This window comes from Fulvivirga sedimenti, from assembly GCF_020328055.1.
On record NZ_JAIXNE010000002.1, the window covers coordinates 1,095,536 to 1,122,028 of the forward strand.

A 26,493-nucleotide genomic window follows, 5' to 3' on the forward strand; every position below is an offset into this window, starting at 1 on the left:
CGGAAAATAAGAATTTGCCAATTGATTTTTACATTTAAACAATTTGGATTGTTTCAAATTATATTGTGGATCATGTTAAATCCATTTTTATGGTAAATTACAGAAGAACACTTTCCTGTTAATTTCCTATTTTAACCCACAGTTCAATTATTATCACAACAAATGAATAACCCCGAAGCAACGGTCGTACGGAAACCTTTAAAAAGAAGAAAAAAGCGGCTTCGGAAAATTCTGATTGCTTTGTCTTTTCTCCTTTTGGGGGCAGTTTGCATCGGACTGATATACTTTAAAGTACAAGGCTTCAAAAAAACGCTCATCGATCTGGTCGACAAACAAAGCAACGGTACGTATGCACTCACGATTGGAAACACTAAAATAGATTATCTTGAACTGGATTTCGCTCTGTCGGGTGTGGACATCGCCAAGGTGGACAAATCTGATTCCACAGGGCTGTTAGGCATCAGGATTCCGGAAATCGAAGTAAACCTGGGATCTTTTTTCGATCTGCTTGGTAGTGGTCAGCTTAGGATTGAATTATTCAGAATCATAGAACCGCTGGCACGGGTAAGCGCACAGCAGCCCGACGAACCAACGGATAAAAAGGAACCCGTAAACATTGCCCATGAGATCGTGAGTTTTTATCCGGGTATCAGGGCAATTCTGGACAACTTCGACATTGAAGACTTCCGGATCGACAGGGCGGACCTTCAGCTGAACAAGTCTGATCTGATCATAGAAGTTCAGTTGCTGGATCTGCTCATTGCCAACTGGAACATGCGCGATCTATCTGATGATGCACAATTTAAAATTATGCTGGGCAAACAAGGCATTGACTTTGAAACCAGTTCATTTTCCTTTGATGCCATCACCTGGAGCTACGATGATCACAAGCTTGAGATCGATAACTATTCATTCACACAGAAGGATTCACTGGACCGAACCGTTCTCATACTTGATGGCGCTTCCGTGGTAATCCAGGATATGGATTATGAAAAACTTCTCGATGAGGAATATATCTTTGATTTACTGCAAATCAATCAGCCTGTCGTTACAGCGAATATCTTCCCGCATGAGGCAGATCCCTCAAAAATAAAGAGCCGTCAGCCGGTATCTGACCTCCTCAAAAAGAATTTACGGGAATTACTGATTAGAAATGGAGAGATCAATAAGGCTGAAGTACACCTCAACATCATGCGGCCCAATGATACTGTACGTCTCCTGCTCCCCGAAATGACATTGAAAACCTCAAACTTTGTGGTGACTGAAGACAGCAGTACACTCATGATAGAGAAACTCAGGTTGTCATTGAGCGCTACTGAGCTGGATATGGGAAATGGACTGGCTGTAAAATTTTCGGAAATGGTCTACGATAAGACCTATAATGTGGATATCAAGGACATTGTCCTTACTGATACCGATATCAATGCAGAACTCCTGAGAAGTGAGTCTTTGGCCCTCTACAATTTTAATATCTTCAATTTTATTTACACAAATGACCTGTCTGCCGATTCGGTCCTCATGAAAGGTGGAAACCTAACCTTATTTGAAGCCACGGGTGATATTGTACATACTTCCGGCTCCAGGCCTCCAAAGCCGGCAAGGGAACGTTCCACTGTTCATTTAGGCAAGGTTGTCCTGGACAGTATTAATATTATTTACGATTACCTCGAAACCAACGCCCAAATACAAAATCTGAATGCGGTTACTGAAAATCTTGTGATAGAAGATGGAACGACCTATGATCTGCGATATTTCAAATCACCTTCCGTAACCTTCACAAGCGGTAAGAATGATATCCGGGCATCACTCACCGGCGTTTTTTTTGAACCAAAGCGCTTTGAGATATCTTCGGTTCAAGGTTCGTTCAAAGACATTAACCTAACCCTGAAGGGGTTTACGGCCACACCGGAGAACTTTAATCCGAACAAGCCATTTTACCACGTCTGGAATACCCTCCATATCAGCGAAATTGATATCAGCGGTTCATTGCCTCAACCAGATACAACACAGAAAAACACAGCCGATAAACCGGTCCAGGAATTCTTTTTTGAAAGTATCATGCTTGACCGGATTACAGCCAACCTTGAACTTTCTCAGAATAGCCAATTGTCTTTTATTTCAGACAATTTAAAGGTCAAGGAAGTATTGGTAGCAGGCAAGGCTTCAACATTTGGTGAAATACAGGCTCAAATGCACCAGCTGAAGCATTCCTCCGACAAGATCAATATCAGTGTTGACGACGTGAACATCGCTACAAAAGAACAATCTGAAATAAGCGGCGTTTCCCTATCCCTGGCATCCGGTGATAATCTTCAGTTACAGAAGATATCATTGAATGAAATAATAAAATCAGATTCAGTATGGCATATTGAAATGGCCAGTGTTAACCAGGTATCATTTATTCAGTCAGAAAATACACTGAATTCAACATTAGACAGCATATCCCTGGAAAATATCACCTGGAGCCCGTCAGCGCTGCCACATGTCGGGGAAATTGGAGTTTACAAACCGTTCATGCAAATAAAGAAAAAGCCGGTTGATTCCACATCAGTAAAAAAATCAGATGCATCTCAAACGAAACAAACGAAAAAGGCAATAGCACCATTATCCTTGTTTGACGTGCTAAAAATATCACCGGGGACAGTGGCCATCAATGATCAACTCATTGCTTTTGGCGACATCAGCATACGAACAGCTGATAACAAAGTGGCAATAGATATGGGTGACCTCCGTTTCGATACGCCATCTTCAACCTTTAATATTGGTGAAATAAAGAATACCGGGGAGCAGCTTCATATTTATGACGTACGCATCGATGCAAAACCGGAATTCGTTGAGAAAATGGAAATTGAGAACGATGTGATATCCGGAAATTTCGATCATCTTGTCTTTAACGGGGTTGTTTGGGACTCACTTCTCAGGAAAAATCAATTTATTTCGGAACAGCTTCAGATCGAGGGGTTCAATGTGAGACTGCGGCGGGATAAAACGCTGCCCGACCCGGAGGCAGTTAATAAACCCTATTTGCTGAGGGAGCTCCTGCCACTTTCAGAAAAATTTCAACTGCTGGGCATCAAGGCTACTGATGGAGTTCTCACCTATCGGGAAGTTGGAGAAAAAACAGGACAGGAAGGTTATATCGTATTGAATGATATTGATTTTAAAATGAATCTCAGAAAGCCAAAAACCGAATCTGAAAACGTACTGACAGGTACAGCCAAGTTATACGATTCGGGTTTAATGGCTTTTAACTATTCAAGAATAGATTCAAATCATTTTGATCTTGAAGTACGTCTTACCGACATGGTGCTTGATTCGCTGAACCACATGATCGACCCGCTTGAAGCTGTACGACTGAAGTCGGGGTATCTTAAGGAATACGATCTTTCTGTTACCGCGAATGATTCCATTGCCACTGGCCAGGCACTGATGACCTATGAAGACCTGCACATTGAAATTTTCAAGAAGCATTCCCCTGACGTAAAAAACTTTGGTTCTTCCCTGCTTACCGCTCTGGCAGATGGCATCATTCTGAAACATTCGAAGACCGATGCCATCGGAACATTTGAACAGGAGCGTATAACGTTTAAAGGCCCGATAAATTATTGGGTGAAATGTGCCATTCATGGTGCAATGGCTGCCGTCAGAAAAGGAAAAAGCGCATCCAATGTTTCAGATTAATCTGAATCAGGCTCATCTCCCGTTTCAAAAAAGATTCCATAGACTTTCAGATCAGGATGACTTTCAAACAGGGATTTAAGCACACCCAGCAATGGAATAAACAACACCATCCCGGAAAAACCCCATATCATTCCACCCAGTATCACTGCAGTAAAAACAACCATTGCGTTCATTTTCATCTTATCACCTACAAGCTTTGGCCGAAGAAAATTTTCCTGCATCAGATTTGCACTGTAAAGTGCTAATCCACAAAATATGGTGAGTCCGATATCATGTTTGGTAACATAAACGAAAAGCAGTACCACAACAAACGCAGCAAGATTGCCTATGTACGGAATTAGATTCAGGATCCCGATAAATATGCTGAAGAAGAAGGCATACTTGATCCCGAATAAAAGTAATATCACAAAAGCCATCGCAGCTGTCACACCAGTTAAGATCAGTGTGCCCCAAAGGTAATTCTGTATTGAATACTGACTTTTCGTATAAAAGGTCTCGAGCTGTTCTAGTTGCTTGCCCTCATATCTGGTACGGGTGAATTTCCATGCTAGTCCGCGGTATAGCAACAGAAAAAACAAAAACATGGGAATCAGCGTAATCGTCACAATATTCTTTCCGATCGAACTGATTTCACGGGCCGCAAAATTAATTACACGGCCGAGTGAATCTGACCCGAACTGGGCCCCTTCCTTTGGATGAAAAATCTCTAGTCCGAGCTTATCATAGAACCACATACGCATATTTTCATAAGCCTGTGAAATGGTATCATAAACAGCCCCTTCCTGCTGAAGAATCCGAACTGACTGATAAACAAGGTAAAACAACACAACACCACTCAGAATGGTAAATAATAGTGTAGCGATCAGTGATGACCAGGTTCGTCCAATTTTTTTTCCTTCCATCCAGTCACAAAATGGAAACAGAATAAAAGCAAACAGCAGAGACCACGTCAGCGGGATAAACAACTGCTGACCCAGGATCATCATAGCCAACGAAAGACCAATCAACAATAACCACGCAGTTGCGCGCACAACACGATCTGATTTAAACTCATTTACCATGACAAATGAAAGATAGTTAAAATTATACGGCTTTGTCAAAGACTCCTTGGTACCCCAAGGGTATTTTTCGTAAATTCCGATTCTTAAAAAAATGAGTCCGATGAAAAAAATTCGATGGGGAGTCCTGAGTACTGCTAAAATTGCACGTGAAAAATTTATTCCAGCCGTTCAGAAAAGTCAGTTCGGCGATGTGGTCGCCATCGCCAGCCGATCCATGGAAAAAGCTGAGAATACTGCCAGTGAACTCGGCATCGGGCGTGCTTACGGCAGTTATGAGGAACTCCTCGACGATCCGGAAATTGATGCGGTTTACAACCCGCTTCCCAATGACATGCACGTTCCATGGACAATCCGTTCGATGGATCTGGGTAAGCATGTTCTCTGTGAAAAGCCTATAGCGTTAAATGCACGCCAGGCGGAACAGTTATTACAGCACGCAAAAACAAAGCCGGATATCCTTGTAATGGAAGCATTCATGTACCGCTTCCATCCGCAATGGCAGATGGTCAGAAGTCTGGTAGATAGTGGTTCAATCGGCCATATTAACCAGGTAAACAGCCTTTTTACCTACTTCAAGGACGATCCCTCCAATATCCGGACGGATCCTGAAAAAGGTGGAGGCGGGCTCATGGATATCGGTTGCTATTGTGTTTCCATTGCACGCTGGCTTTTCAATCATGAACCTTTGCGGGCATTCGGAAGCCTTAGAAATCACCCCCAATGGCATGTCGATATTCTTGCCAATGCCATTCTTGATTTTGGTGAAGGCAGATTTTCCTCATTTACCTGCGGAACCCAAAGCTTTCCTGATCAGTACGTGGAGATAATCGGAAATCACGGCAGGATTCGCGTCAACCGGCCGGTGAACGTTCCTTCGGATATGAATTGCACCATCGATGTGGAAAATGAAAATGGCACAGAAATCATCGAAGTTGTGGCCTCCGATCACTATACCTTGCAGGCGGACTACTTCTCCCGCTCCATTCTGGACCAAACGGAAGTGCCCACGCCATTGGAAGATGCATATAACAATATGAAAGTTATTGAAGCGATATTCAAAAGTGCAGAATCCCTTCGGATGGAAAATATTCCATCAGGATCTTCGCACTAACCGAAACGCCATATCCCGGCCCTCGCCTTGAAAGATCGCCAGATTAATCCAGGCATTAGCCAGCTGCTCAATGAGAAAAAATTTGTCATTTCCTCCCATGTCATGGACGGCGCCAAAACCAATATCCCGGGCTAGTTGTGAGGCTGCCTTTTTCCCCCGATCACTGCTACCGGCAACAAACATGTCGATGCCTTTGCCCTGGTAAACAGGATCGGCCATGTTTTCAAAGCCGGTAGTATTAAAGCATTTTACGACATCTGTTGCCGTGGTATTTGACAATATCGCATCAGTAGTATTTGAATATCCTTCAGGCCCCCTTCCCATAACTACGTTCATGGTATCGATAATGATCTTTCCTGTTGTATCACCCAGACTCTTTGCGACCTCTATGGCAGAGGTGGCAGGAGTGGCTAAAACCAACAAATCTGCGCCTTCCACAGCCCGGTGTATTTCCAGGGCTTTCAGTCCGGCTGCTTCCAGTGTTTCTTTTCCTTTGTAGCTGTCGGGGTTACGAACCCCAAGGATCACAGTGTGACCGGCGCTGTTGAATGCTTTGGCAAGTGTACCTCCTACATTCCCTGTTCCGATGATGGCTATCTTCATATTCAAAAGTAGATGATACTGTTTACTTAAACTTCAAGAGCCGCCAATAGGTTGGGTCTGCCACCAAATTTCTGGCCATTATATTGATATTGCGAATAAATATTAGTCTGTTTCCTGACGAACATCACTTAAATACCCTTTTATACCTGCTATATTAGCCCTGTGACAAGTAATAAGGTTATACGGTTTTTGCTGGTCTGCATGATCTGCCTGGCAATCATTACCGGAATTGTGCTGCTTGTGGAATATTTTGTAACCTAAAACTATGTAATCATGAAAAAAAACATGGGAAGCGCCGACAGGATCATCCGTTTGCTGATTGCTGGCGTGATCGCCGTTCTGTTCTACGCCAATGTGATTAGCGGAACGCTTGGAATTGTCTTACTCGTACTGGCCGGTGTGTTTGTACTCACCAGTTTCGTAAGTTTTTGTCCGCTCTATGCACCCTTCGGGATTTCAACGTGCAAAGTGAAGGAATGATTTAAGCAGAAGGATTCTCCGAAGTATGGGATTCTGCAAGAATCAGATAATTTATTGCCATGGGATCATATTGCTGCCATACCTGGTACGTATGATCCCATAATTTTTTACCTTCTTCCGGAATATAGATCTTCTCGTCCATTTTCTTCACATTGAACATATGCAGGTATTCATTGGTCTTTCCTGCGTAATCCTCCGAGATACACATATAAACAGCCGGCTGGGCAGCATCTTCAGGAGATTTGAATACAATTGAAAATATGCCACCCAGGATCTTCCGCAGCAACCAGGGTGCCTCCTTGATGATCTTTGAATCAACAGGGCCGGGACACATGACATTCACGATTACATCAATATCTCCCTCGTGATTAAGTCTTCTGGAAAGCTCAGTAGCATACGTATTCAGCACAAGCTTGTAGTAACTATAGTAATTCATGCCTTTGGTTACCCCGTATTTTTCATAGGTCCCGAATTGTTCATGATCGATATAGGATGAACCCTGATGTGAATCTGAGGAGATAAACAGGAGGCGGGGAACCTCGCCTGCAACGGCATTTCCCGCTATGGCCTTATTTCGAACAACTCCTGACGCGAGCAATCTTGAAACAAGTATTACGTTCGACATGTAATTCACCAGGAACATCTCTTCCAGACCGCTTTCGGTTGGCCGGGATTCGGGCAGTGCCACCCCCGCATTCAAAACTAGGATATCGATGTGAATACCGTCCTTTTCAAGTGCATCGGCAAAATCATGAATAGTCCCGATTTTACTGAAATCCACATACCGCATCTCAATCTTATCGGAGCCACTGAGCCTTTTTACTTCTTCACCGGCCTCCGGGATCTGACGCCGGCAGGCCATAATCACGTGGGCACCACGTTTGGCAAATGCAACGGCCATCCCGAAGCCCAGACCGGAATTAGCACCCGTAATCAGTACGGTTTTACCATCAGCCCTGTCGGTTTCTTTGAGGCGATCTGTAAGATCCTGTTTTCTAAAAAAGTCCTTTACCCCGGCTAATGCTGCAATAACGGGGTTATCAAATCTTCCGTGTGCCACTATTCTTCGTGTTCAATTTTTGAATTAATGCCTGACCATGTCGGCTGAAAATCTCCATCAGATTTTCTGATGCGTACAGGTATGCCTGTAAGATGTGCCATACCCGATACCCTGTCAATATTATCCGGACCATCCTTTGCCAGTAAGTTCACATTTACACCCCTGGTCTTATTCGCAACCGACAACCCCCTGGCATGCTGATGTCCCCATCCGTGAGGAACGGCAACTGTCTTCGGCATGAGCGTATCGAGAGCTTTTGCCTGAATTCGTATGGTTGCCGCATCGGTGCTGATATCCACCAGGTCCAGCTCTTCAACCCCCAGTGCATCCATGTCCAGTGGGTTGAAATACGCATAATTCGTATCTCTGCCTTTTGCGATCATACGGGGTATGTTGTGGGTCCATGAATTATGGGTCGTTACTGCCCTTTTTGTAATCAGTTTAAATTCTCCTGCCATCTTTTCTTCCGCCTTAAAATCTGTTTCCAGTTTGCTGGCATAGGAAAGAAGAATCTCAGGGGCGAGCTGAATCTTTCCATCAGGGGTCATTACACGTTTCCTGAGGAATGATCCGGGCTTATGCGGCTCACGCTCGATGCCGTGCTGATGCTTTAAGAGATTTTTAAAGGACTTCTGGCGCGACAGGCGAAGGAGTCCGTTAAGATATGATTCCTGGGGTATCCCCCGAATTTTCTTCCCCTTTACCCGCGAATGAAACGCAGCTGTGAACTCAAAGAACCGCTGTGCCACTGCCGAATCAAAGATTGAAACGCCGGATGCACGTGCGAGATCCAGGTAAATAGACGCTTCATCACGCTGCTCCCCTTCCGGGGGAACAATGGCACGGGTAGCCTGGAGATAGGGTTTCATTTGTAATCCCAGCATGAGTGGAAAAATAAAAGGCAGGTCCGGCCGCTGCAATGGGTCTGTGCAAGGAAGCACATAGTGCGCCTCCGAACTTGTTTCGTTCTGATAGATATCAAGCGTGACAAGTAATTCCAGTTTTCGGAAGGCTTTCCTGAGCCGGCCTGAATTTGCCATGGTGATAAGTGGATTTCCTCCGGTTACAAAAAGCGCCTTCAACTGCCGATCACCCGGCGTGAGAATCTCATCGGCCATGATACCGCCGGGAAATGCATCATTTACAGCAGAGAAATTGCCCACCCGGGAGGTATCATCCCGCATGAGAACCCCATTTTTCACCCCGAATTTTATGAAATCTATGATCCCCTTTCCCACAAGTGTTCCACCCTTCCGGTCCAGGTTGCCGGAAATGGCATTGATAGACTCCTGAATCCAGAACGCCAGGGTTCCGTTACCGCCCATATTCACGCCGGTGGAACAGTAGAGCGCTGCCCCATCCGCGCTGATATAGTCGGCCACCATCCTGCTGAGTACATCTGCTGGAATGCCTGTAACCGCTTCAGTCCGGTTTGCCGGCCAGTTGGTTGCGAGTTCCTTCAGCGAATCAAAACCTTCTGTCCATGAAGACACCTGATCCCTGTCTACGCCTCCCTGCTCTATCAACTCATGGAGAAATGACAGATAAAAGAAGACATCAGTGCCCGGACGAATAAATACGTGACTCCCGGCCACCTGCGCAGATTCGGTTTTGCGGGGATCTACAAAGTACAACTTTGCTCCTCTACGCTCCAGTTGCCGCAGCTTTTCAATCGGATTTGGAACCTGCAGGAAGGACCATTTTGAAATGACCGGATTTGCCCCAACCACAATCAGGCATTCGGTATTCTCAAGATCCGGAAACGGAAGTGTAAACGGGAAACCGTACATGTGTCTTGATACGGCAAATTTGTTGGAGCAGTCCTGCGTTGCCGATGCATACATGCTTTTAGAGCCAATACCGGTCATAAATCCCTGCGCAAATACCGGGTGCAGCACACCAAACCCGGCGGCAGTACCTACATACATTCCAATTGAATCAGGACCGTCATCAGATCGAAGCTTTCTCACTTTCGCCCCAATCTCCGAAATAGCCTGTTCCCACGATATCCGCTCATAATTTCCATCATCCATCCGTTTCAAGGGATATTTGAGACGATCAGGGGACTGGTACATTTCGTGCTGCCGCAATCCTTTTACACATGAAAATCCTTCCGTCGCCACATGGTTCGGATCGGGTGCAACAGAGACAACCTTATCTCCGTCCGTCACAACCTCCAATCCGCATAATGACTCACAAATCCTGCAAAAAGTATGGTGTTTTTTCATTTTCTGTCCGCCCTAAAATTTCGATGACGATTTTTTACCTTCGTAGATAGTCTTATATTTTGTGGCTGAAAATAACCGGAAATTCATTGAAAAAGAAAATTAAAAATCTTTTCGTCCCTTCCATCATCATTATTCCAAGCTTGCTGATCTATATGTTCATACCCATGGACAAAGGTTCATACAACCTTGAGCCGGATACCAGGCTATTAAATGGTAAAGAAGAATATTTAAATAAACCCGGTGGTTTGGCCGATTCATCAAAAACAAATATTCTCTGGCTTATCGTAGATGACCTTAGTATCGCAGATACAGACCTGTATACCGATGGGCCTGTTCATGTGCCCAACCTGATACGCCTGGCAAAACGCGGAGTAAAGTTCACGAATGCCTATGTTTCCTCACCGGTTTGCAGTCCTTCGCGTGCCTCCATCCTCACAGGAAGGTACAATCAGCGTTTTGGTTTTGAACATCAGCTGCACGAGCGTTACCTTTCGAACCGGATTGAATACTATGCCTTCAAATACCTGATTGACAGTTATCCCTGGGAGCCTCAGTACCAGACAGAAGTTCCGGATGAACAGGTCATCGCTGAAATGGGATTGCCTTTATCGGAAATCAGCCTTGCAGAAATAGTAAAAAAACAGGGTTATTCGAGCGCATACATTGGAAAATGGCATGTGGGAAAACTTGAATCGAATTCACCGCTGGCCTTTGGTTTTAATGAATTCTACGGATTCATGGCTTCACACAGTCTTTATGTGCCTGAGGGAACACCGGGTTTCACCGACCAGAAGATCCCGGAGGACTTCACCGATGAATACATCTGGGAGGGGCAGCGGGAAGGCTTGCACGCGATCCGGAAAAATGGCCAGGAGATCAGTGAATCAAGATACCTGACTGATGCCATCACCGACGAAGCAATTGAATTTATCAGCAAAAACAATGACAACCCATTTTATTGTGTAGCTGCCTATAACGCACCGCATACACCGCTACAGGCACCGGATGAGTATGTGAACGAATTTGCAGGTGTCGAAGATCCATACAAGCGGGTACATTATGCGATGATCAAATCACTCGACGACAACATCGGGCGACTGTTGGATTACCTGGATGAAACCGGGCTGGCACAAAATACGCTTGTGATGTTCATCAGTGATAATGGCGGTGCAGAGTATAATCTAACTACCGACAATGGAGATTACCAGGGAGGAAAGATCACCAATTTCGAGGGCGGTGTAAAAGTGCCGATGCTCATGTCCTGGCCGGGCGTTATCCCTGAAAATAGCACCTATGACCAACTTACACATGCAACCGATCTTTTCATGACATCTGCGAATGCTGCAGGCGCTTCACTGTCAGGTGATCGTATTTATGACGGTGCCAACCTTCTGGAGTCGGTATTGAAAGCACAACCCGCGCATGAGTATGTTTTTTTTCAGATGGGTGACAACCGGGCGGTACGTAATGCACGATGGAAACTTACCTGGAATGAGGATAACGGCGATTCGTCACTCTATTTTATCAAAGAGGATCCTTTTGAATTCACAGACCGGTATGCTGAAAAACCTCCTGTAATTGATTCCCTGGTTGCTGCTTTTAAAGAATGGTCGGCATTAAATCGGAGTGCTGCCTGGCCGTCCATGATCTATTATCACTATACCGACGTTAATGGAAAGGAACATTATTTTGATGAATAGCGCCAATCACATGCGCAGATTACTCGTAATATTCGCACTGCTTATTTCTCTCACCAGTTATAGTCAGACTGAAAAACCCCTGCGCGTTGCAGTCGTGGGCCTGGTACATACGCACGTTCACTGGATTCTGGGCCGGGAGGACCGCGGCGACATTGAAATTGTTGGGATTCAGGAAAGTAATACGGATTTGGCCCGTCGTTATTCAGTTCAGCATAATTTTTCAATGGATATTGTGTACAGTGACCTGGATACCATGCTTGAGGAGGTGAAACCGGATGCTGTTTTTGCCTTCAATACGATTTACGATCATCTTCAGGTAGTTGAAAAATGTGCACCGCGTGGCATACATGTAATGGTGGAAAAGCCACTGGCAGTTAGCCTGGACCATGCGAAGCAAATGGAGGCACTGGCTGTGAAGCACAATATTTGGCTGCTAACGAATTATGAAACCACCTGGTATGGTTCGAATCACGCGATATTTGACCTGGCCGTGAAGGAAAATAGACTGGGAGATATTCGCAAAATGGTTATTCATGACGGGCACCAGGGCCCGGAAGAGATTGGTGTGAACAAGGAATTTTTAGAGTGGCTCACAGATCCTCATTGGAATGGTGCCGGTGCGCTCACCGATTTCGGATGTTATGGCGCGAATCTGAGTACGTGGTTCATGCAGGGTGAGCGGCCAATAGAGGTATTCGCGTTTACACAACAGATGAAGCCCGACAAATACCCTAAGGTGGATGATGAAGCAACTATTCTTGTAACATATCCCGGGGCGCAGGTCATTATTCAGGCATCATGGAACTGGCCTTTCAACCGAAAGGATATGGAAGTGTATGGCGCTGTTGGATATGCTATTGCTGATGACGGATCCAATATGCGTATCAGGCTTCCTGGAGACGAGAAATGGCAAATGCATAAAGCTGCACCGTTGAATTCACCGGCGGATGATCCTTTTGCCTATTTCGCAGCAGTGCTGAACGGTGAAATTCAACCAGAACCTTATAATCCCTCATCGCTTGAAAACAATATGATCGTCATGGAAATTCTTCAGGCGGCAATGAATTCGGCACAAAGCGGGAAATCGATAGTTCTGAATAAAGACTAAAATGGAACGTAAGTTAAATTTCTACCGTTTAAAGGATATTAGGTCTAAATGTATAATTTAATACCGGGTATCAGGAAACTATCCTACCTTTGTAGAAACATCATCAAAATTCATTATCATCAAAAATCTCAAATTTTCTACCGAAACCGGTTCGGAGTTCACAAAAACGCTCAACGAACGGGTTAATCATTATTTTAAATCGAACGGTATTCAACGTCAGGGAAATGGCAAAATGGTGTTCAAAACCATTTTTATGCTGTCCATATTTCTGGGTCCGCTGATTGTTCTATGTCTGGGTATTGTGAGCAGTGTTTGGCTCATGTTCGCATTGTATCTGCTGGCCGGTATCGGCATGGCGGGTGTTGGTATGGGTATCATGCATGATGCACTTCATGGCTCCTATTCAAAGAACCGCCGTGTAAATAAAATCATAGGGTATTCCATGAACCTTCTTGGTGCGAATGCGAATGTCTGGAAAGTGCAGCATAATATCCTGCATCATACGTATACGAATATTCAGGAGCATGATGACGACATCAATGCGCCGTTCTTTTTACGCTTCTCTCCTCACGCAAAGCGCTACTGGGTACACCGGTATCAGCATCTTTATGTCTGGTTCTTCTATGGGTTATCAACACTTTCATGGTTTGCCGCAAAAGATTATGTCCGCCTGATCAAATATCACAAAATGGGGTATTTCAAGGGCAAAAATGAGGTGTATAAGGAACTCGCCAAGATCATTGCATGGAAGATTGTTCATATTTCGATCACACTGATCATTCCATTGATTATGATTCCACTTTCGCCGTGGCTGATCGTTCTGGCCTTTTTATCGATGCATTTCCTTACAGGGCTGAGTATCACGATTGTATTTCAGGCAGCACATGTAGTGCCGTCAACGGATTTCCCGTTACCCGATGAAACTGGTCTCATTGCTAATAACTGGACAATCCATCAGCTGGCAACTACCAGTAATTTCGCTCCGAAAAATCGACTCTTAAACTGGTTTATCGGGGGTCTTAATTACCAGGTGGAACACCATTTGATGCCGAACATCAGTCATGTACATTACCCGCAGGTTTCTACCATCGTGGAACGAACCGCGCGGGAATTCGGATTGCCCTATTATTCCAAAAAAACCTTCGTAGGTGCTGTGGCCGACCACGCTTCCTGGCTGAAGCAGTTGGGCAGGCAGTAACAATTAACCTCGGTATCTTCAACACCATAAAATTCAGGATTCTTTTTATCTTGAAGAAAATACGTATGCCCCCAATGAAAAAGATTGCGACTATCATGCTAATGGCCGGCTTATCTGTGAACCTGCTGGCACAGGAAAACGATTCCAATTTCCCGGATGTACCGGGCTATGAAACACTGAAGGTTGATCTGCATATGCATACCGTTTTTTCAGATGGCAGCGTATGGCCGGATATCCGGGTGTATGAAGCGGTTCGTGAGGGGTTGGACCTGATCGCCATGACAGAACATCTCGAATATCAGCCACATGAAGATGATATTCCGCATCCCGATCGCAACCGTTCTTACGAAATTGCTTCAAAAATCGCGGCAAAAGAAAACCTGATCGTTGTTCCGGGATCTGAAATCACCCGATCGATGCCTCCCGGGCACAGCAATGCCATTTTCATTCAGGATGCCAATAAATTGCTGAAAGACGATGTACTGGAAGTCTTCCGTGAGGCCAACCGGCAAGGCGCCTTTACGTTCTGGAACCATCCCATGTGGGCCTACCATTATAAAGACGGGGTCGCGAAACTCACTGATCTTCACAGAACGCTGATTTCAGAAGGTCTGCTGCATGGAATTGAAGTGGTTAATGAACACATGTTTTCCGATGAGGCGCTGCAGATTGCACTGGATAATAATCTTACCATATTAGGGACGTCGGATATCCACGGTCTTGTCGACTGGGAATTTGACATACCGGAAGGCGGTCATCGTCCGCTTACCCTGTTATTTACAAAGGACCGGTCGGAATCTGAAATAAAAGCAGCCCTGAAAGCAGGCAGAACCGCCGTTTGGTTTAATGATCTGCTGGTAGGCAAGGAGGAGAATATTCTGCCTCTTCTTAACGCCTCCCTCGAGACCGGTAAACTTCAATATAATGAACAGGTTGCAAGAGTACAGATCAATAATAAAACCGGGGTAACTTTTATTCTGGAGAACCTCTCTGAATATACATTTCATTCACATTCGGATGTAATTGAGATTCATCCTGGTGAAAATTTAATCGATGTAAAAACGATTGACTTCAAGGACCAATTCGAGCTCAGATTTCGGGTCCTAAACGCGGTTACTGCCCCAAAGACCCATCCGGAGATTATTCTGAAAGTTGAGTATTAGGTTTCTAAAAAATTATCAGCGTTAGTAAAATAAACAAAACAAAAACGGCAGGAAACAGTATTCGCGAAGTACGGTCGATTAGCGCTGAAAGCTCTTTCTTTCCCCTGTCCTCATGATAGCTGGTAATGAGCGTTTCCAGGAAAGCCATGAACACAAAAATATCAGTACCGATAACATATTTATCGAGCGAAGTAAGATAAGGCAGTTCAGGTAACGTTTGTGCCACTGAAAACTGGAATACAATTAAGGTAAGAATGGCCGTAACTGAAACAGTGAGTTGTGCAGAAATATTTTTCGGGTCGATCCAGAAAACCGACCACGACATCAATACCACCAGCACCATCGGAAAAACCACTTTCCAGATATAAAACTCTGAAATTCGGACAAGCGAATAGCTGAATACGATTGACTGAAATGGTATGCCATATTCAACATCTGAATAGGTTCTCATCCCGTTGTACATGACCTTCCAATTCGGTATGCTGAGACTATCCGGTTTGAAGATGCCCTGGTAACGATCATCCGGGATTAGCCTCACATCCTGCTCAACACTGGTATCAAAAATACTAATACCGAGCGTCTGCCGGTCAAATGGGAATTTTCGAAAATTAAATTTCGTATTTAAGATACCTGTGAGCCGATGCCGGGAATTTACCTCGCCATTCGGAAGGACCGTTACCGATCGCTCACGGAATGATCTGTAGTCAATCACATTCCGGATCTGAATTTGCGGAGGGTTTACCGAATCATATGGCAGAATGATGGGAGCTGTTTGTCCGGGTCTAACCAGTGAGGTATCCGTCCAGCTCAAAGTAAACACAAATTCTCCGCTCACAGTACCTTTAACATTATCTATATTGAAGAGGTCCAGCAACACAAATCCAACCTTCACTTCCTCCTTTTGCCCGGGTGTACCGGGATTTTGTGCCAGGCAGATACCTGAAAAACATAGCAGGAGCAAGATAAGGGGCAAGACTATAGTCTTTATATCACTCAAGGTCTTCCAGTTTACTTTCTGTTAGTGCCTTATCCAGCATCGACCGGTCACCGGTCATCTCCCAATAGATTAATGAAACAGGGATCACACCTTTAGAATTAAATTCATCAAAAAATTCCCGGAGTGAATACTGGCCTTCACGCTGCCGCGCATATTCGGCAAGTAATTTTTCTATTTCGATCTTTCCGATCACGTAGCTCGTTCCGTAGGCGGGCTGGGTCAGGTAAAAATGCTCCTCCACCTGAATTGTTCCCCCGTCTGCAGGCAATAATCCCCAGGGCGTGTATTTTGATGCGATTTGTGTTGCGCCATCAAAATCAGTTAATAAACCATGCTGATGCAACGCTCCCAATGCCCGTGCCGCACGCTGGGCAAGCATTACCCACACTAATTCACGTCCGCGCGGCCGGCCTTCATACAATCCCGCATGCATGAACATTTCCTCCGCGCCAGTGGCCATTCCTTCGGCCCTGCCATCGAAAATATTAAACTGCAATGGTGTACTTCGAATAATGCTCGGATGTGGTTCATCCCTCATTCGTGCCAGGTCGAGCCAGTGATAATGGTGTGCCCGCATGGTCATCGGATCGCGGTAAATCACTTCGTCAAAAAAACCGCGAAGGCCGTCTGATTCCACGAATGTTCCTGCTCTTTCACGTAATGCCGGATCCATATTGGGCACAATAGTCAGGATCTCTTCCTTTTCAAAGAAGCTCATCATATCATCAATTGCCTCCTTCACAGCCTTATCGTATGCTTCCGGGGAATCGATCTTTTCCCACCCCGGCAGATTGCGGTTTCGGTTTTCCTCCAACCTGAGCGAGGAATGCGCCCGGGACAGCTCCCGCTCAATGAGTGTGAGCTCTTCCTCCCATGTGTAGGGCAACAGGTGAACCTTCTTCAAATTCCATGAATAATTGGCCTTACCCACGCCGGACTGGCCTGTCTTCTGTGAACTTTGGGATGCAATCCAATCAGCAAAATCCTCCGAAGCATCACGAACTTCCAGTGCTGCGGCAGCGAGATCCGGATGTTCAGACTGCATCAAAGCTGAGAACTGTTCAAGATCGGCACTTTGATCCCGGAAGCTCCTTTCACTCAATACCCATAAATCACGGGCGTTACCTGTCAGATTTTTCCTGGCCTGCTCCCAGAGAGCCGGTGCCTTACGCAATTGATGGCTGATTTTATCCGCATCTTCAGCTGATAAGGGTTTGGGGTAATAGTCATATTCCACTGCACCCCACGCATTGGAGGCCTCTCGCTCTGGTACGTCGGTCGGATAGGAAAAGAACCAGACATAGAAGGACGGGTCCCTTTTCCAGGGTTTTTTCACCCGATGGGCGAATTCAAGTCCGTTCATCTCTGCCCAAACCAGGAACCAATCCACCTGGTGTGCCACTGGCCAGCCCGCCGTATCAATCGCGTCCAGCCGATTTTTCCAATCGGATAGTTCATCATACTGTTGTGCCATCGCCTCATCACTGTAATCCGGAATGCCATTCACCTCATCGGGCCTGAGAAATTCACGCCATTCCAGAAAGAAAGCCTGGAGCTCCTGATAGGTGGCAGGGACATTTTTAATTTCTTCCGGCACGGCAACAGAATCTTGCTCTTGCTGAGTACAGGCGCTGATCAAAAGGATGATCAGGAAAATCGGAGTAATTCTTTTCAGGTTCATATTTCCACAATATGCAAAAAAGTATCAAAATATGGTCAGTTTAAACATTTGTATGCGACTACTGTTTCTTATAGCTGGAAAAGACCCTGTTGAATTCTGAACAGAATTGATTAAAAAATATTGAATTTAAGAAGGTCAAAACCAAGGATGTTCTAAATTTGGCACTTCAACTCAACATGCTATGAATAAACTATTTACGACTATTATTTTTCTATTGGCTGGCTTGTATTCATACGGACAAACGATCGATGAATTAAAAGCGATTAAAAAAACAAAGGAAGATTCCATCAGTGCGATCCAGGGACGGGTTGATGCGCTGCAGAAGCAGATTGACGCATTCCCGGGATGGAAAACAGGTGCTTTCGGAACCATTGGGGCAAGTTTTTCAGAATTCAATAACTGGTATGCCCAGGGAATACCGAATAACGCATCGGGAAAGATAGGCATTACCATCAACCCTTATGCGCGACTGGACCGTGATAAATACTTCTGGTACAATGCGGGTCAGATCAACCTTGGCTGGGTAAAACTGGATGACAAAGATGATCCGGATGACGAGGCGGGATTCCGGGCAACTACAGATGTATTCAACATTCAGTCACTCTTCGGCTATAACCTTTCTAAAAAGATAGCGGCATCATTCCTGATGGAATACCGGACTACACTGATCAACAACTTTAACGATCCCGGATATCTCGATGTGGGGGTTGGTATTACCTGGAAGCCTGTGGCTGATCTTGTAGTGGTTATTCACCCGCTCAACTATAATTTCGTTTTCAGCAGTACTGATGATGTATTTGAATCATCTGCCGGTACCAAGATCGTGGCCAACTATGGCAGAAAATTCGGGAACTTCTCATTGAAGTCGAACCTCTCATCTTTTATCAGCTACAAGAGCAGTAACCTTTCCAACTGGACGTGGACCAATGCTTTTTCCTATAAAGTATGGAAGAATATCGGGATGGGTCTTGAATTCGGCCTGCGTGATAACAAGCAGGAAGCACTCAATTATGCGCGTGAAACTCTGGAGCTTCCGGATGCGACATTCGACAATATTGACAACAAACTTCAGACCTACTGGCTGTTTGGAATCACCTATGATTTCTAACAGTTTGCAGGATAGATATCAGGAAAAAAGGACCGGCTTGTTTAGCCGGTCCTTTTTTCATTATGCCATAGATAAAAAATATTAGTATTTTCAACGGACAACCTGAAAGCCATGGATATTTTTCTGATCAGCACAATCCTGATAGTACTTGCCGCGATTTTCGGCTATGTAAATGAGCGCTTCCTTAAGCTCCCCACGACCATCGGGTTGATGCTCATTACCATTGTGTTCACACTGATCGTACTCGGGATTGCCCAATTTGATGATACCATCCTGGAGGCGGAAAAAGAAATAATTTCCAATATCGATTTCGAGGAACTGCTGCTGGACAGCATGCTGAGCTTTCTCCTTTTTGCGGGTGCCCTTCATACCAATTTCGAACAGCTTCGTATTCAGCGCGGCCCTATACTGGCATTCTCGACGCTTGGGGTTTTACTGTCGACCTTCCTCGTTGGAATTGTTACCTACCTTCTCCTGATGCTGTTGGGCATGGATGTGGCATTTATCTATTGCCTGCTTTTCGGTGCACTTATCTCCCCGACTGATCCCATTGCCGTATTGGGAATTCTCAAGCAGGCCGATGCGCCAAAAAAACTCGAAACCAAAATTGTAGGTGAATCCCTCTTTAATGACGGCGTGGGAGTCGTTGTTTTCATAACGATTTATCACATTGCCTCCTCCCCCGGCCAGGCGATTGATCCGGTGATGATCGCCGAATTATTCGGACTCGAAGTGCTGGGAGGCATTGTACTGGGATTAATCCTTGGTTTTTTAACCTATCGTATGCTACGGTCTATCGATGATTATGACACCGAAGTCATCATAACCCTGGCTGCCGTGATGGGCGGAACCGTGGTGGCACAACGATTTCATCTCTCTGCACCGCTTGCCATGGTGACTGCCGGACTTATCGTGGGAAATGATACGATGCGGGCTTCGTCGATGTCCAAAATTACCGAGACCTATGTCGACAAGTTCTGGGAATTGCTGGATATTCTCCTGAACACGATCCTGTTCGTTTTGATCGGCATGGAAATTCTTGTGTTGACGATTGAAATGAATTACCTGGTGGCCGGCCTGATTGCCATTCCGCTTGTGTTGCTGTGCCGCTACCTATCCTTATTACCGCCCATTTCTTTTTTTCAGAAACGCCTTGAATTCGTACCTGGTACCAGCCTGGTCATGACCTGGGGCGGACTCAGGGGAGGAATATCCATAGCCCTGGCACTAAGCCTGTCCCAGGAAATGAACCGGGAGCTGTTTCTGGTGATGACCTACGTGATTGTTGTATTCAGTATTCTGGTCCAGGGGCTGACCGTTGGAAATCTGGTGCGACGGGTTTCAGTAAAGACCGAAAAGGCTGACCTTCAGGAAGATCAGTAAGCACCCAAATCTCTTGATTTTATGCTTGGATTAAAGTCTAATTCGGGCCAACTTACAGATATCGGTAAGTGATCAAATCTGTGGATTATTTTCAAAAAAAGAATACAAAATTCATGATCCCCGGAACAAGAGGATTCAGGTTCATCGCCTTTTTATTCGCTCTAAGTCTTGTTAGCAGCCTTGCTTTCTCACAGAGCTATATCAATGAAGAACAGGATTCGCTCTCGCCCAAACTATATATGTCGATGGGATATTATTTCCCAAAAATGACAACACGTGTACGCTTTGATTCGGATTTTGGACTTGGTACAGAGATTAATTTCGAGGATGATCTGAAACTGGACCAGAACCTGAATGTATTTCGGATCGACGGACTTCTTTTGTTGAGTAAGAGATCGCAGATGAACCTTACCTTTACGCGCATGGCCAGGTCAAATTCCCTGACACTGGAAAAGGATATTGAATTCAACGATACCATCTTTTATGCCGGAGCGTCTGCAAATATCAAATTCGATGTCAACTATTTCGGGGCCACCTGGCGGTACTCCTTCTTCAGCGAAAGAAACTGGAATGCGGGATTATCATTCGGTCTTCGTGCTGTACGTTTTAATATGGGGATGTCGGCGAGCCTGAATAACCGGAGTTATGCCGAAAGCGAAAAATTTATCGCCCCGGCTATACTACTGGGTGTTCATGGGGCCGGATATATGAGACCCCGACTGCTGGCCCGGTATTCACTGGAATATTTTTACGTCGACGTTAGCGATATTAAGATCAATGTTCTTGAGACCAATGTTTCGCTTCAGTATTTCATTTTTAAGCAAGTTGGTTTGGGGGTTGCCTATTCAAGTAATACGTATCAGATCAGAAATTTACCACTTAGTGACAAGTTTACAGGAAGAGTAATATTTGGGTTTGGAGGATTTAACCTGTTCCTGACTGCCCGGCTTGCACAGGGCAGAAAATAATTAAATCTAACCCTCCGACGAAGATTGAATACGTGAACTTCAGTCTTTTACTGCAGAACCCCACCAGTCATTATTCGGATCAAAGTCCTCTGAGAGGAATTGAAGCCTTTGCTGTTCCAACCTGGGTAACACTTCGTTCTTTACTCTTTCCAGGTGTTCTTGCTCCAACTCCGGGGAATACCCGGGATCCGGAACAGGCCTTTTAGCATTCACCTGCCGAAGGAAATTAAATAGTTCATCGAGTAGCCGCTCAACGATTTGCGGATTATCAGCGGAAACATCTGACTGTTCCCCCGGATCTTTCTCTAAATCAAACAATTCGGTTCGCCCGTCTTCGTAATAGTAAATCAACTTCCAGTCACCCCTCCGAATGATCGACGAAGGCTCTCCTCCCTGATTTCCGTAATGCGGATAATGCCAAATCAGCAGTCGTGTTTCAATCGAATCCCCTTTTAATACATTCACCAGGCTTACTCCATCAGAATGTTCCGAAGTTCGCAAGGGCAGACCTGCCAGTTCGAGCAGGGTCGGATAAAAATCAGTTCCGGTCACAGGTATATCAGAAGTTCGTCCGCCCGTATTCATCCAGGGTACCTTAATGAAATAAGGCTCCCTGATTCCGCCTTCATACTGATACCCCTTTCCCGCACGCAAGGGCAAATTAGAGGTGGAATAGGCGTCTCCGGCGGCTACACCCCCATTATCCGAAGTGAATACTACAATGGTATTCTCATCAAGATTCATTTCCCGCAAGGCTGCGAGTACTTCCCCGATGGCATCATCCATTTGTTCAACCAACCCGGCATAAACCGGATTATCCTGTACCTGGCGAATGGGTAAAAATTTTCCCATTTCATATCCGTGATCAGCAATACCATTATGCACTGCCAGGTCACGGTATTTTTTCCATTTTTCCTTAGTGGTCTGAATGGGTCCGTGAACAGCATAAAAGGACAGAAAAGCAAAGAAGGGTTTATCACTCTCACTTTGCTGGTGGGACTGTATAAAATTAACAGTTTCACGAGCGAGGCGCATTGAAAGGTTTTCTCCGGCAGGGCCGTCGGCTAGATTCGGATTTTCATATGGTGAAAAATAGCCGCCCCGCGGACTGCCGGCGTCCCAGCCGCCGATATTGTGATCAAATCCATGATCGGTGGGCCAGGAACCCTTGCTTCCCAGGTGCCACTTCCCGGCAAAGAATGTCGAATACCCTCCTTCCCTTAATGCCTCCGGGAGGGTGATGTAGGCAGTATCCAGCTGATGCTTGTAATCAGGCGGCAAAAGTTTGTTATACCGGTTCATTCGTCGCCAGTCCTCCCCGAACGGTGCGCCGATCCAGTCGGTAATCCCATGGCGGGCAGGAAATTTTCCCGACATGATACTGGCGCGGGACGGACTGCAGACCTGGCATGCCGCATAGCCGTTGGTGAAAATCATGGATTCCGATGCCAGCTGATCCAAATTGGGTGTTTGATAAAAACTGCTTCCTGTATATCCTAAATCGTGATTTCCAAAGTCATCTGCAAGAATGAAAATGATGTTGGGTGCATTTCCCGATTGTTCCGAACATCCCGCTGCCGTAAGGAATACTATCAGGAGACAGATCAGATCAAAACTTCGAAAATTTTTCATAGATCAGATTTAATTCAAGATACATATTTATTCAAAAAAGACCTGTCCGAAGAATACTTCGGAAAGAACAAGCAGAATGATAATTTTAAAATGTATGATCACATAAGTATAATTTATATTTTGGAGTCGTGGTCGAAACCCGCATATCAGCATGAACGCCAATATATCCACTGCCAGAATTGAATCCATCGATGTCGTACGCGGACTTGATATGCTTGGGATCATACTCCTGGACCAGTTTTTCTGGGCGCTCTACAGCGGCGTCGACACGCCATTTACGCAATTTATGGCGCATCAGTTTGATCACCCAGACTGGACCGGCAATACCATATACGACATCATTATGCCCCTTTTCCTTTTTACTGTGGGCGCCGTTATTCCGTTTTCCCTATCCAAAAGAATCCGGGAAACAAATTCAAACAGGGATATCTATTTAAAAATAGGCCGGAGGTTTTTAATCCTGTTTGTACTGGGCTGGATTGTACAGGGAAATTTGCTCGAGCTGGATATTGACAGGTTTTATATTTTCAGCAATACGCTGCAGGCGATTGCCGTGGGATATGTCGTGAGCTGTCTTTGCTACATGCACCTCAGCAAAAAAGGGCAGTATGCGGTTTTTACATTCTGCCTGGTCGCCTTTACCCTGATACTGCTCACCATCAGTGTTCCGGGTAGTGAAGCCGGACTGCTGCTGCCGGATGAAAATATCGCGTTGTATTTCGACAGGCTTGTATTCGACCGGTTTGAGGATCAGACACAGTACACCTGGCTGCTCAGCAGTTTCGGGTTTGTCGCCACCACCCTCTCAGGCATGTTTGCGGGCGAGTGGATCAAGTCGGGCATGAGTCAGCCAAAGGTTCTGAGAAATTTATTGCTCGCCGGCGTAATCGGACTGGCGGCCGGTTTACTGATGGGTATCTGGCACCCGATCATCAAGAAGCTTTGGACTTCCTCTTTCGTGCTGGCTTCATCGGGCGTTTGTTACCTGATCCTGGCGTTTTTCTACTGGCTTATCGATATGAAAGGGATCCGGCGATGGGCATTCCCTTTGAAGGTGATCGGGATGAATGCTATCACCGCCTATGTATTGTCGCACGTGATACGTTTTTCAACGATTGCCGGGTTTATCCTCTTCGGTACCGAACAATATACAGGCCCATATTATGGTGCCCTGGAGGTATTCGGGGGGTTCCTGATCCTCTACCTGATCCTTTGGTATATGTACCGGAACAAGACGTTTGTGAAGGTGTAGGGTGTGGTTATTGTTGGAAGGGAATAGTGATGATCTTATTTGATTTAACCTTGGTTTGATTTTGCCATGCAGGATGAAATTTGAGTTGTTTAGCGATAATCATAGCGATTGAATCTGCTGCGGGGCACAATGATCTGACGATTTTAGGCTGGCGTACATTTCCGGAGGTATCAATTTCCATCTGCACATATACTTTTCCAGGGTGGCAATTATTCTCTTTTTCAACAATTTTTCGGATCGCTTGAGTAACTGACAAAAGACTGTCATATGAACCATACATCACTGCACTTATCTCCGGCTCATCCAGTGTCTGTGCAGAACAGCTGATTGAGATAACACAGAAACACACGGAAAGATATTTTATGATGGTCATGGTATAAATTAGTTTAAATTGATAAAACTAAATAAGGTGCCTCTTCATAAATGCCCTTCCGCTTCCCGATTTTAAATATTTCTCAAATTGAATCGCCAAAAATTGGTTTTCAAAAGAGCAATAGTAAATCATTCGTACCGGTCTGCGTGATTGCGTATATTCCACCTCTCCGTTATTATGTTTCTTGATTCTTCTGTATAAATCATTCGTTCGCCCAACATAATAAATACCGTCGTAACACTTCAGTATATAAACATGAAAAAAGCCAGTCATTTGGTAAAGTAAAACCTTCATTCGGACATGAAAAAGCCCGCCTTCGCTTCTATCGAAGCATATGAAAGGAGCATTAACAGTGGAGTCCCTCCGCCGCCTTCGTTCATCATAGCTTTAGCGACAATGAAAGCCCGCCTGCTGATAAAAGCAGAATGTTATGGTAGGTAGAAATGAAAATGCCCGCCTTCGCTTCTATCAAGCATATGAAAGGAACATTAACAGTGGAGTCCCTCCACCGCCTTCGTTCATCATAGCTTTAGCGACGATGAAAGCCCGCCTGCTAATAAAAGTAAAATGTTATGAAGGGTACAAATGAAAATGCCCGCCTTCGCTTCTATCGAAGCATATGAAAGGAGCATTAACAGTGGAGTCCCTCCGCCGTAGCCCGAAGAAGCGACGTGCAGACATAAGAAAGCCCGCCTTCGCTCCTTTCGGAGCTTCGGCGGGCGGAGGTGGAGCTAGTGGGAGTCGAACCCACGACCTCTTGACTGCCAGTCAAGCACTCTAGCCAGCTGAGCTATAGCCCCAAAGGGATTGCAAATATATAAAATAAACCTCCATAAAATAATCGGAAACCTACAATTTTACGACTCAGATTTCCGGCCGGAAATCCTCAACGGTAACTCTTCCCTTATCGATCATCACAAAACTCGATTCGGGGATTTCCTCCCAGAATTCCCGCAAGTCACCCAGCGGTTCGGATACAATCGCACGCGCGTCATCTGAAAAGCGCGCCAGGTCGGGGTTGATCTTTTTCATCGCCTCAATGCTCGTGCTGTGGTAGAGGCTTCTTGACTTACGCTCACTGGAATACCGCACCGCCATCAGCCGCTCTCCGTCACTGATCCCCAGGGTCATCTGAATAGTCTTGCCCTGCCCGTTCCTTCGGCCCAGGTCCTCTGCAAAACCGGCCATCACCTGTAGTGCCTGCTTGGGATTCTTTTCCAAACCAAAGGTTATCGCCAGGTAAAACAACAGCTCCGAATCGGTTGTGCCATGAATGAGATAATACAGATCCGGATCAATGGTAAATGCCATATCCCTTTTAAGTTTTTCAAACCCATAGATCACACCATTATGAACCATCATCCAGTTCTTGTAGTGAAACGGATGACAATTGGTCTTCTGAATCGGGGTGCCGGTGGTGGCACGCACATGGGCTAAAAAAAGGGGGGACTTGATATGCCGGCTCAGGACTGCCAAATTATGATCATTCCATGCAGGCTCTATAGACTTAAACACTCCGGGCTCCGGCTGATCGTCGTACCACCCAACGCCAAAACCGTCACCATTCGTAGGCTCAGCTCCTTCCTTGGATAGTAAACTTTGATGAATAAGGGAGTTGGTCGGTTTGAATAAAAGATCATCCAGTAAAATCGGACTGCCAGTATAGCCTAACCATCGACACATAGCTGAATCTAGAAAAAATAGCG

The 26,493-nt window shown here is 45.4% G+C and carries 21 protein-coding genes and 1 tRNA gene; 11 read left to right on the plus strand and 11 right to left on the minus strand.

Annotated features, from left to right (window positions below; genetic code table 11):
• Positions 1–162 precede the first annotated feature (162 nt).
• Positions 163–3,681, plus strand: coding sequence for an AsmA family protein (locus LDX50_RS11185; protein WP_225698534.1), 3,519 nt, complete (start codon positions 163–165; stop codon positions 3,679–3,681).
• On the opposite strand, the gene LDX50_RS11190 is transcribed toward LDX50_RS11185, so the two are convergent.
• Positions 3,678–4,742: an AI-2E family transporter gene (locus LDX50_RS11190; RefSeq protein ID WP_225698535.1), complete on the minus strand. Its 1,065-nt coding sequence runs from the start codon at positions 4,740–4,742 to the stop codon at positions 3,678–3,680. The two genes, LDX50_RS11185 and LDX50_RS11190, sit on opposite strands and share 4 nt — an antisense overlap.
• 100 nt (positions 4,743–4,842) lie before the next feature.
• On the opposite strand from LDX50_RS11190, the gene LDX50_RS11195 reads away from it, so the two are divergent.
• On the plus strand, positions 4,843–5,853 hold the full coding sequence (locus LDX50_RS11195) for a Gfo/Idh/MocA family protein (protein WP_225698536.1): 1,011 nt from the start codon (positions 4,843–4,845) through the stop codon (positions 5,851–5,853).
• Here LDX50_RS11195 and LDX50_RS11200 read toward each other — a convergent pair.
• Positions 5,836–6,462: an NADPH-dependent F420 reductase gene (locus LDX50_RS11200; RefSeq protein ID WP_338030004.1), complete on the minus strand. Its 627-nt coding sequence runs from the start codon at positions 6,460–6,462 to the stop codon at positions 5,836–5,838. The two genes, LDX50_RS11195 and LDX50_RS11200, sit on opposite strands and share 18 nt — an antisense overlap.
• Before the next feature lie 267 nt (positions 6,463–6,729).
• Between LDX50_RS11200 and LDX50_RS11205 the strand changes: the two genes are divergently transcribed.
• Complete coding sequence (locus LDX50_RS11205) at positions 6,730–6,936, plus strand: YgaP family membrane protein (protein WP_225698538.1); 207 nt, start codon at positions 6,730–6,732, stop codon at positions 6,934–6,936.
• A 1-nt stretch (position 6,937) separates the two neighbouring features.
• Here the strand turns inward: LDX50_RS11205 and LDX50_RS11210 are convergent, their stop codons facing one another.
• Together LDX50_RS11210 and LDX50_RS11215 are read right to left on the minus strand one after the other, a co-directional pair.
• A complete protein-coding gene (locus LDX50_RS11210) occupies positions 6,938–7,996 on the minus strand; it encodes an SDR family NAD(P)-dependent oxidoreductase (protein WP_225698539.1) in 1,059 nt (352 codons plus the stop codon).
• Positions 7,996–10,224, minus strand: coding sequence for a molybdopterin-containing oxidoreductase family protein (locus LDX50_RS11215; protein WP_225698540.1), 2,229 nt, complete (start codon positions 10,222–10,224; stop codon positions 7,996–7,998). The genes LDX50_RS11210 and LDX50_RS11215 overlap by 1 nt, the downstream gene beginning before the upstream one ends.
• Before the next feature lie 86 nt (positions 10,225–10,310).
• Between LDX50_RS11215 and LDX50_RS11220 the strand changes: the two genes are divergently transcribed.
• From LDX50_RS11220 to LDX50_RS11235, 4 genes are all read left to right on the plus strand, one after another.
• Positions 10,311–11,924: a sulfatase family protein gene (locus LDX50_RS11220; protein ID WP_225698541.1), complete on the plus strand. Its 1,614-nt coding sequence runs from the start codon at positions 10,311–10,313 to the stop codon at positions 11,922–11,924.
• Positions 11,925–11,934: 10 nt separating this feature from the next.
• Positions 11,935–13,032 carry a Gfo/Idh/MocA family protein gene (locus tag LDX50_RS11225; RefSeq protein WP_225698542.1) on the plus strand — a complete coding sequence of 366 codons (1,098 nt, stop codon included), beginning with the start codon at positions 11,935–11,937 and terminating at the stop codon, positions 13,030–13,032.
• A 253-nt stretch (positions 13,033–13,285) separates the two neighbouring features.
• A complete protein-coding gene (locus LDX50_RS11230; RefSeq protein ID WP_225698543.1) occupies positions 13,286–14,230 on the plus strand; it encodes a fatty acid desaturase family protein in 945 nt (314 codons plus the stop codon).
• Between the two features lie 74 nt (positions 14,231–14,304).
• Positions 14,305–15,393, plus strand: a complete 1,089-nt coding sequence (locus LDX50_RS11235; protein WP_225698544.1) for an Sb-PDE family phosphodiesterase — start codon at positions 14,305–14,307, stop codon at positions 15,391–15,393.
• Between the two features lie 4 nt (positions 15,394–15,397).
• Here LDX50_RS11235 and LDX50_RS11240 read toward each other — a convergent pair whose 3' ends face one another.
• Both LDX50_RS11240 and LDX50_RS11245 read right to left on the minus strand, forming a co-directional pair.
• Entirely contained in the window at positions 15,398–16,390 is a 993-nt protein-coding gene (locus LDX50_RS11240) for a ligand-gated ion channel (protein ID WP_225698545.1), read from the minus strand.
• On the minus strand, positions 16,383–18,071 hold the full coding sequence (locus LDX50_RS11245; protein WP_225698546.1) for a DUF885 family protein: 1,689 nt from the start codon (positions 18,069–18,071) through the stop codon (positions 16,383–16,385). The genes LDX50_RS11240 and LDX50_RS11245 overlap by 8 nt, the downstream gene beginning before the upstream one ends.
• Positions 18,072–18,252: 181 nt before the next feature.
• Between LDX50_RS11245 and LDX50_RS11250 the strand changes: the two genes are divergently transcribed.
• The 3 genes from LDX50_RS11250 to LDX50_RS11260 all read left to right on the plus strand — a co-directional run bounded on the left by LDX50_RS11250 (position 18,253) and on the right by LDX50_RS11260 (position 21,530).
• The gene (locus LDX50_RS11250; RefSeq protein ID WP_225698547.1) at positions 18,253–19,179 is read left to right on the plus strand and encodes a DUF3078 domain-containing protein; all 927 of its coding nucleotides are present in this window, start codon (positions 18,253–18,255) and stop codon (positions 19,177–19,179) included.
• 111 nt (positions 19,180–19,290) lie between these two features.
• Positions 19,291–20,562: a cation:proton antiporter gene (locus LDX50_RS11255; protein WP_225698548.1), complete on the plus strand. Its 1,272-nt coding sequence runs from the start codon at positions 19,291–19,293 to the stop codon at positions 20,560–20,562.
• 113 nt (positions 20,563–20,675) lie between these two features.
• Positions 20,676–21,530: a hypothetical protein gene (locus LDX50_RS11260; protein ID WP_225698549.1), complete on the plus strand. Its 855-nt coding sequence runs from the start codon at positions 20,676–20,678 to the stop codon at positions 21,528–21,530.
• A 39-nt stretch (positions 21,531–21,569) separates the two neighbouring features.
• Here the strand turns inward: LDX50_RS11260 and LDX50_RS11265 are convergent, their stop codons facing one another.
• Positions 21,570–23,162: a sulfatase gene (locus tag LDX50_RS11265; protein ID WP_225698550.1), complete on the minus strand. Its 1,593-nt coding sequence runs from the start codon at positions 23,160–23,162 to the stop codon at positions 21,570–21,572.
• Positions 23,163–23,313: 151 nt separating this feature from the next.
• Between LDX50_RS11265 and LDX50_RS11270 the strand changes: the two genes are divergently transcribed.
• Complete coding sequence (locus LDX50_RS11270) at positions 23,314–24,414, plus strand: acyltransferase family protein (RefSeq protein WP_225698551.1); 1,101 nt, start codon at positions 23,314–23,316, stop codon at positions 24,412–24,414.
• A gap of 7 nt (positions 24,415–24,421) precedes the next feature.
• On the opposite strand, the gene LDX50_RS11275 is transcribed toward LDX50_RS11270, so the two are convergent.
• The 4 genes from LDX50_RS11275 to LDX50_RS11290 all read right to left on the minus strand — a co-directional run bounded on the left by LDX50_RS11275 (position 24,422) and on the right by LDX50_RS11290 (position 26,470).
• On the minus strand, positions 24,422–24,787 hold the full coding sequence (locus LDX50_RS11275; protein ID WP_225698552.1) for an energy transducer TonB: 366 nt from the start codon (positions 24,785–24,787) through the stop codon (positions 24,422–24,424).
• Positions 24,788–24,814: 27 nt separating this feature from the next.
• Complete coding sequence (locus tag LDX50_RS31080; RefSeq protein WP_420828563.1) at positions 24,815–25,081, minus strand: GIY-YIG nuclease family protein; 267 nt, start codon at positions 25,079–25,081, stop codon at positions 24,815–24,817.
• Positions 25,082–25,513: 432 nt separating this feature from the next.
• Positions 25,514–25,587 (minus strand) — tRNA-Ala (locus tag LDX50_RS11285).
• Positions 25,588–25,651: 64 nt separating this feature from the next.
• A complete protein-coding gene (locus LDX50_RS11290; RefSeq protein ID WP_225698553.1) occupies positions 25,652–26,470 on the minus strand; it encodes a class II glutamine amidotransferase in 819 nt (272 codons plus the stop codon).
• Positions 26,471–26,493: the final 23 nt, after the last annotated feature.

What these genes read in the sequence shown, in the direction of transcription:
- LDX50_RS11250 (WP_225698547.1), top strand. Translation starts at nt 18,253, where the DNA reads ATGAATAAACTATTTACGACTATTATTTTTCTATTGGCTGGCTTGTAT.
- LDX50_RS11225 (WP_225698542.1), top strand. Translation starts at nt 11,935, where the DNA reads ATGCGCAGATTACTCGTAATATTCGCACTGCTTATTTCTCTCACCAGT.
- LDX50_RS11205 (WP_225698538.1), top strand. Translation starts at nt 6,730, where the DNA reads ATGAAAAAAAACATGGGAAGCGCCGACAGGATCATCCGTTTGCTGATT.
- LDX50_RS11195 (WP_225698536.1), top strand. Translation starts at nt 4,843, where the DNA reads ATGAAAAAAATTCGATGGGGAGTCCTGAGTACTGCTAAAATTGCACGT.
- LDX50_RS11235 (WP_225698544.1), top strand. Translation starts at nt 14,305, where the DNA reads ATGAAAAAGATTGCGACTATCATGCTAATGGCCGGCTTATCTGTGAAC.
- LDX50_RS11270 (WP_225698551.1), top strand. Translation starts at nt 23,314, where the DNA reads ATGAACGCCAATATATCCACTGCCAGAATTGAATCCATCGATGTCGTA.
- LDX50_RS11185 (WP_225698534.1), top strand. Translation starts at nt 163, where the DNA reads ATGAATAACCCCGAAGCAACGGTCGTACGGAAACCTTTAAAAAGAAGA.
- LDX50_RS11245 (WP_225698546.1), bottom strand. Translation starts at nt 18,071, where the DNA reads ATGAACCTGAAAAGAATTACTCCGATTTTCCTGATCATCCTTTTGATC.
- LDX50_RS11215 (WP_225698540.1), bottom strand. Translation starts at nt 10,224, where the DNA reads ATGAAAAAACACCATACTTTTTGCAGGATTTGTGAGTCATTATGCGGA.
- LDX50_RS11290 (WP_225698553.1), bottom strand. Translation starts at nt 26,470, where the DNA reads ATGTGTCGATGGTTAGGCTATACTGGCAGTCCGATTTTACTGGATGAT.
- LDX50_RS31080 (WP_420828563.1), bottom strand. Translation starts at nt 25,081, where the DNA reads ATGAAGGTTTTACTTTACCAAATGACTGGCTTTTTTCATGTTTATATA.
- LDX50_RS11260 (WP_225698549.1), top strand. Translation starts at nt 20,676, where the DNA reads ATGATCCCCGGAACAAGAGGATTCAGGTTCATCGCCTTTTTATTCGCT.
- LDX50_RS11190 (WP_225698535.1), bottom strand. Translation starts at nt 4,742, where the DNA reads ATGGTAAATGAGTTTAAATCAGATCGTGTTGTGCGCGCAACTGCGTGG.
- LDX50_RS11255 (WP_225698548.1), top strand. Translation starts at nt 19,291, where the DNA reads ATGGATATTTTTCTGATCAGCACAATCCTGATAGTACTTGCCGCGATT.
- LDX50_RS11230 (WP_225698543.1), top strand. Translation starts at nt 13,286, where the DNA reads ATGCTGTCCATATTTCTGGGTCCGCTGATTGTTCTATGTCTGGGTATT.
- LDX50_RS11275 (WP_225698552.1), bottom strand. Translation starts at nt 24,787, where the DNA reads ATGACCATCATAAAATATCTTTCCGTGTGTTTCTGTGTTATCTCAATC.
- LDX50_RS11265 (WP_225698550.1), bottom strand. Translation starts at nt 23,162, where the DNA reads ATGAAAAATTTTCGAAGTTTTGATCTGATCTGTCTCCTGATAGTATTC.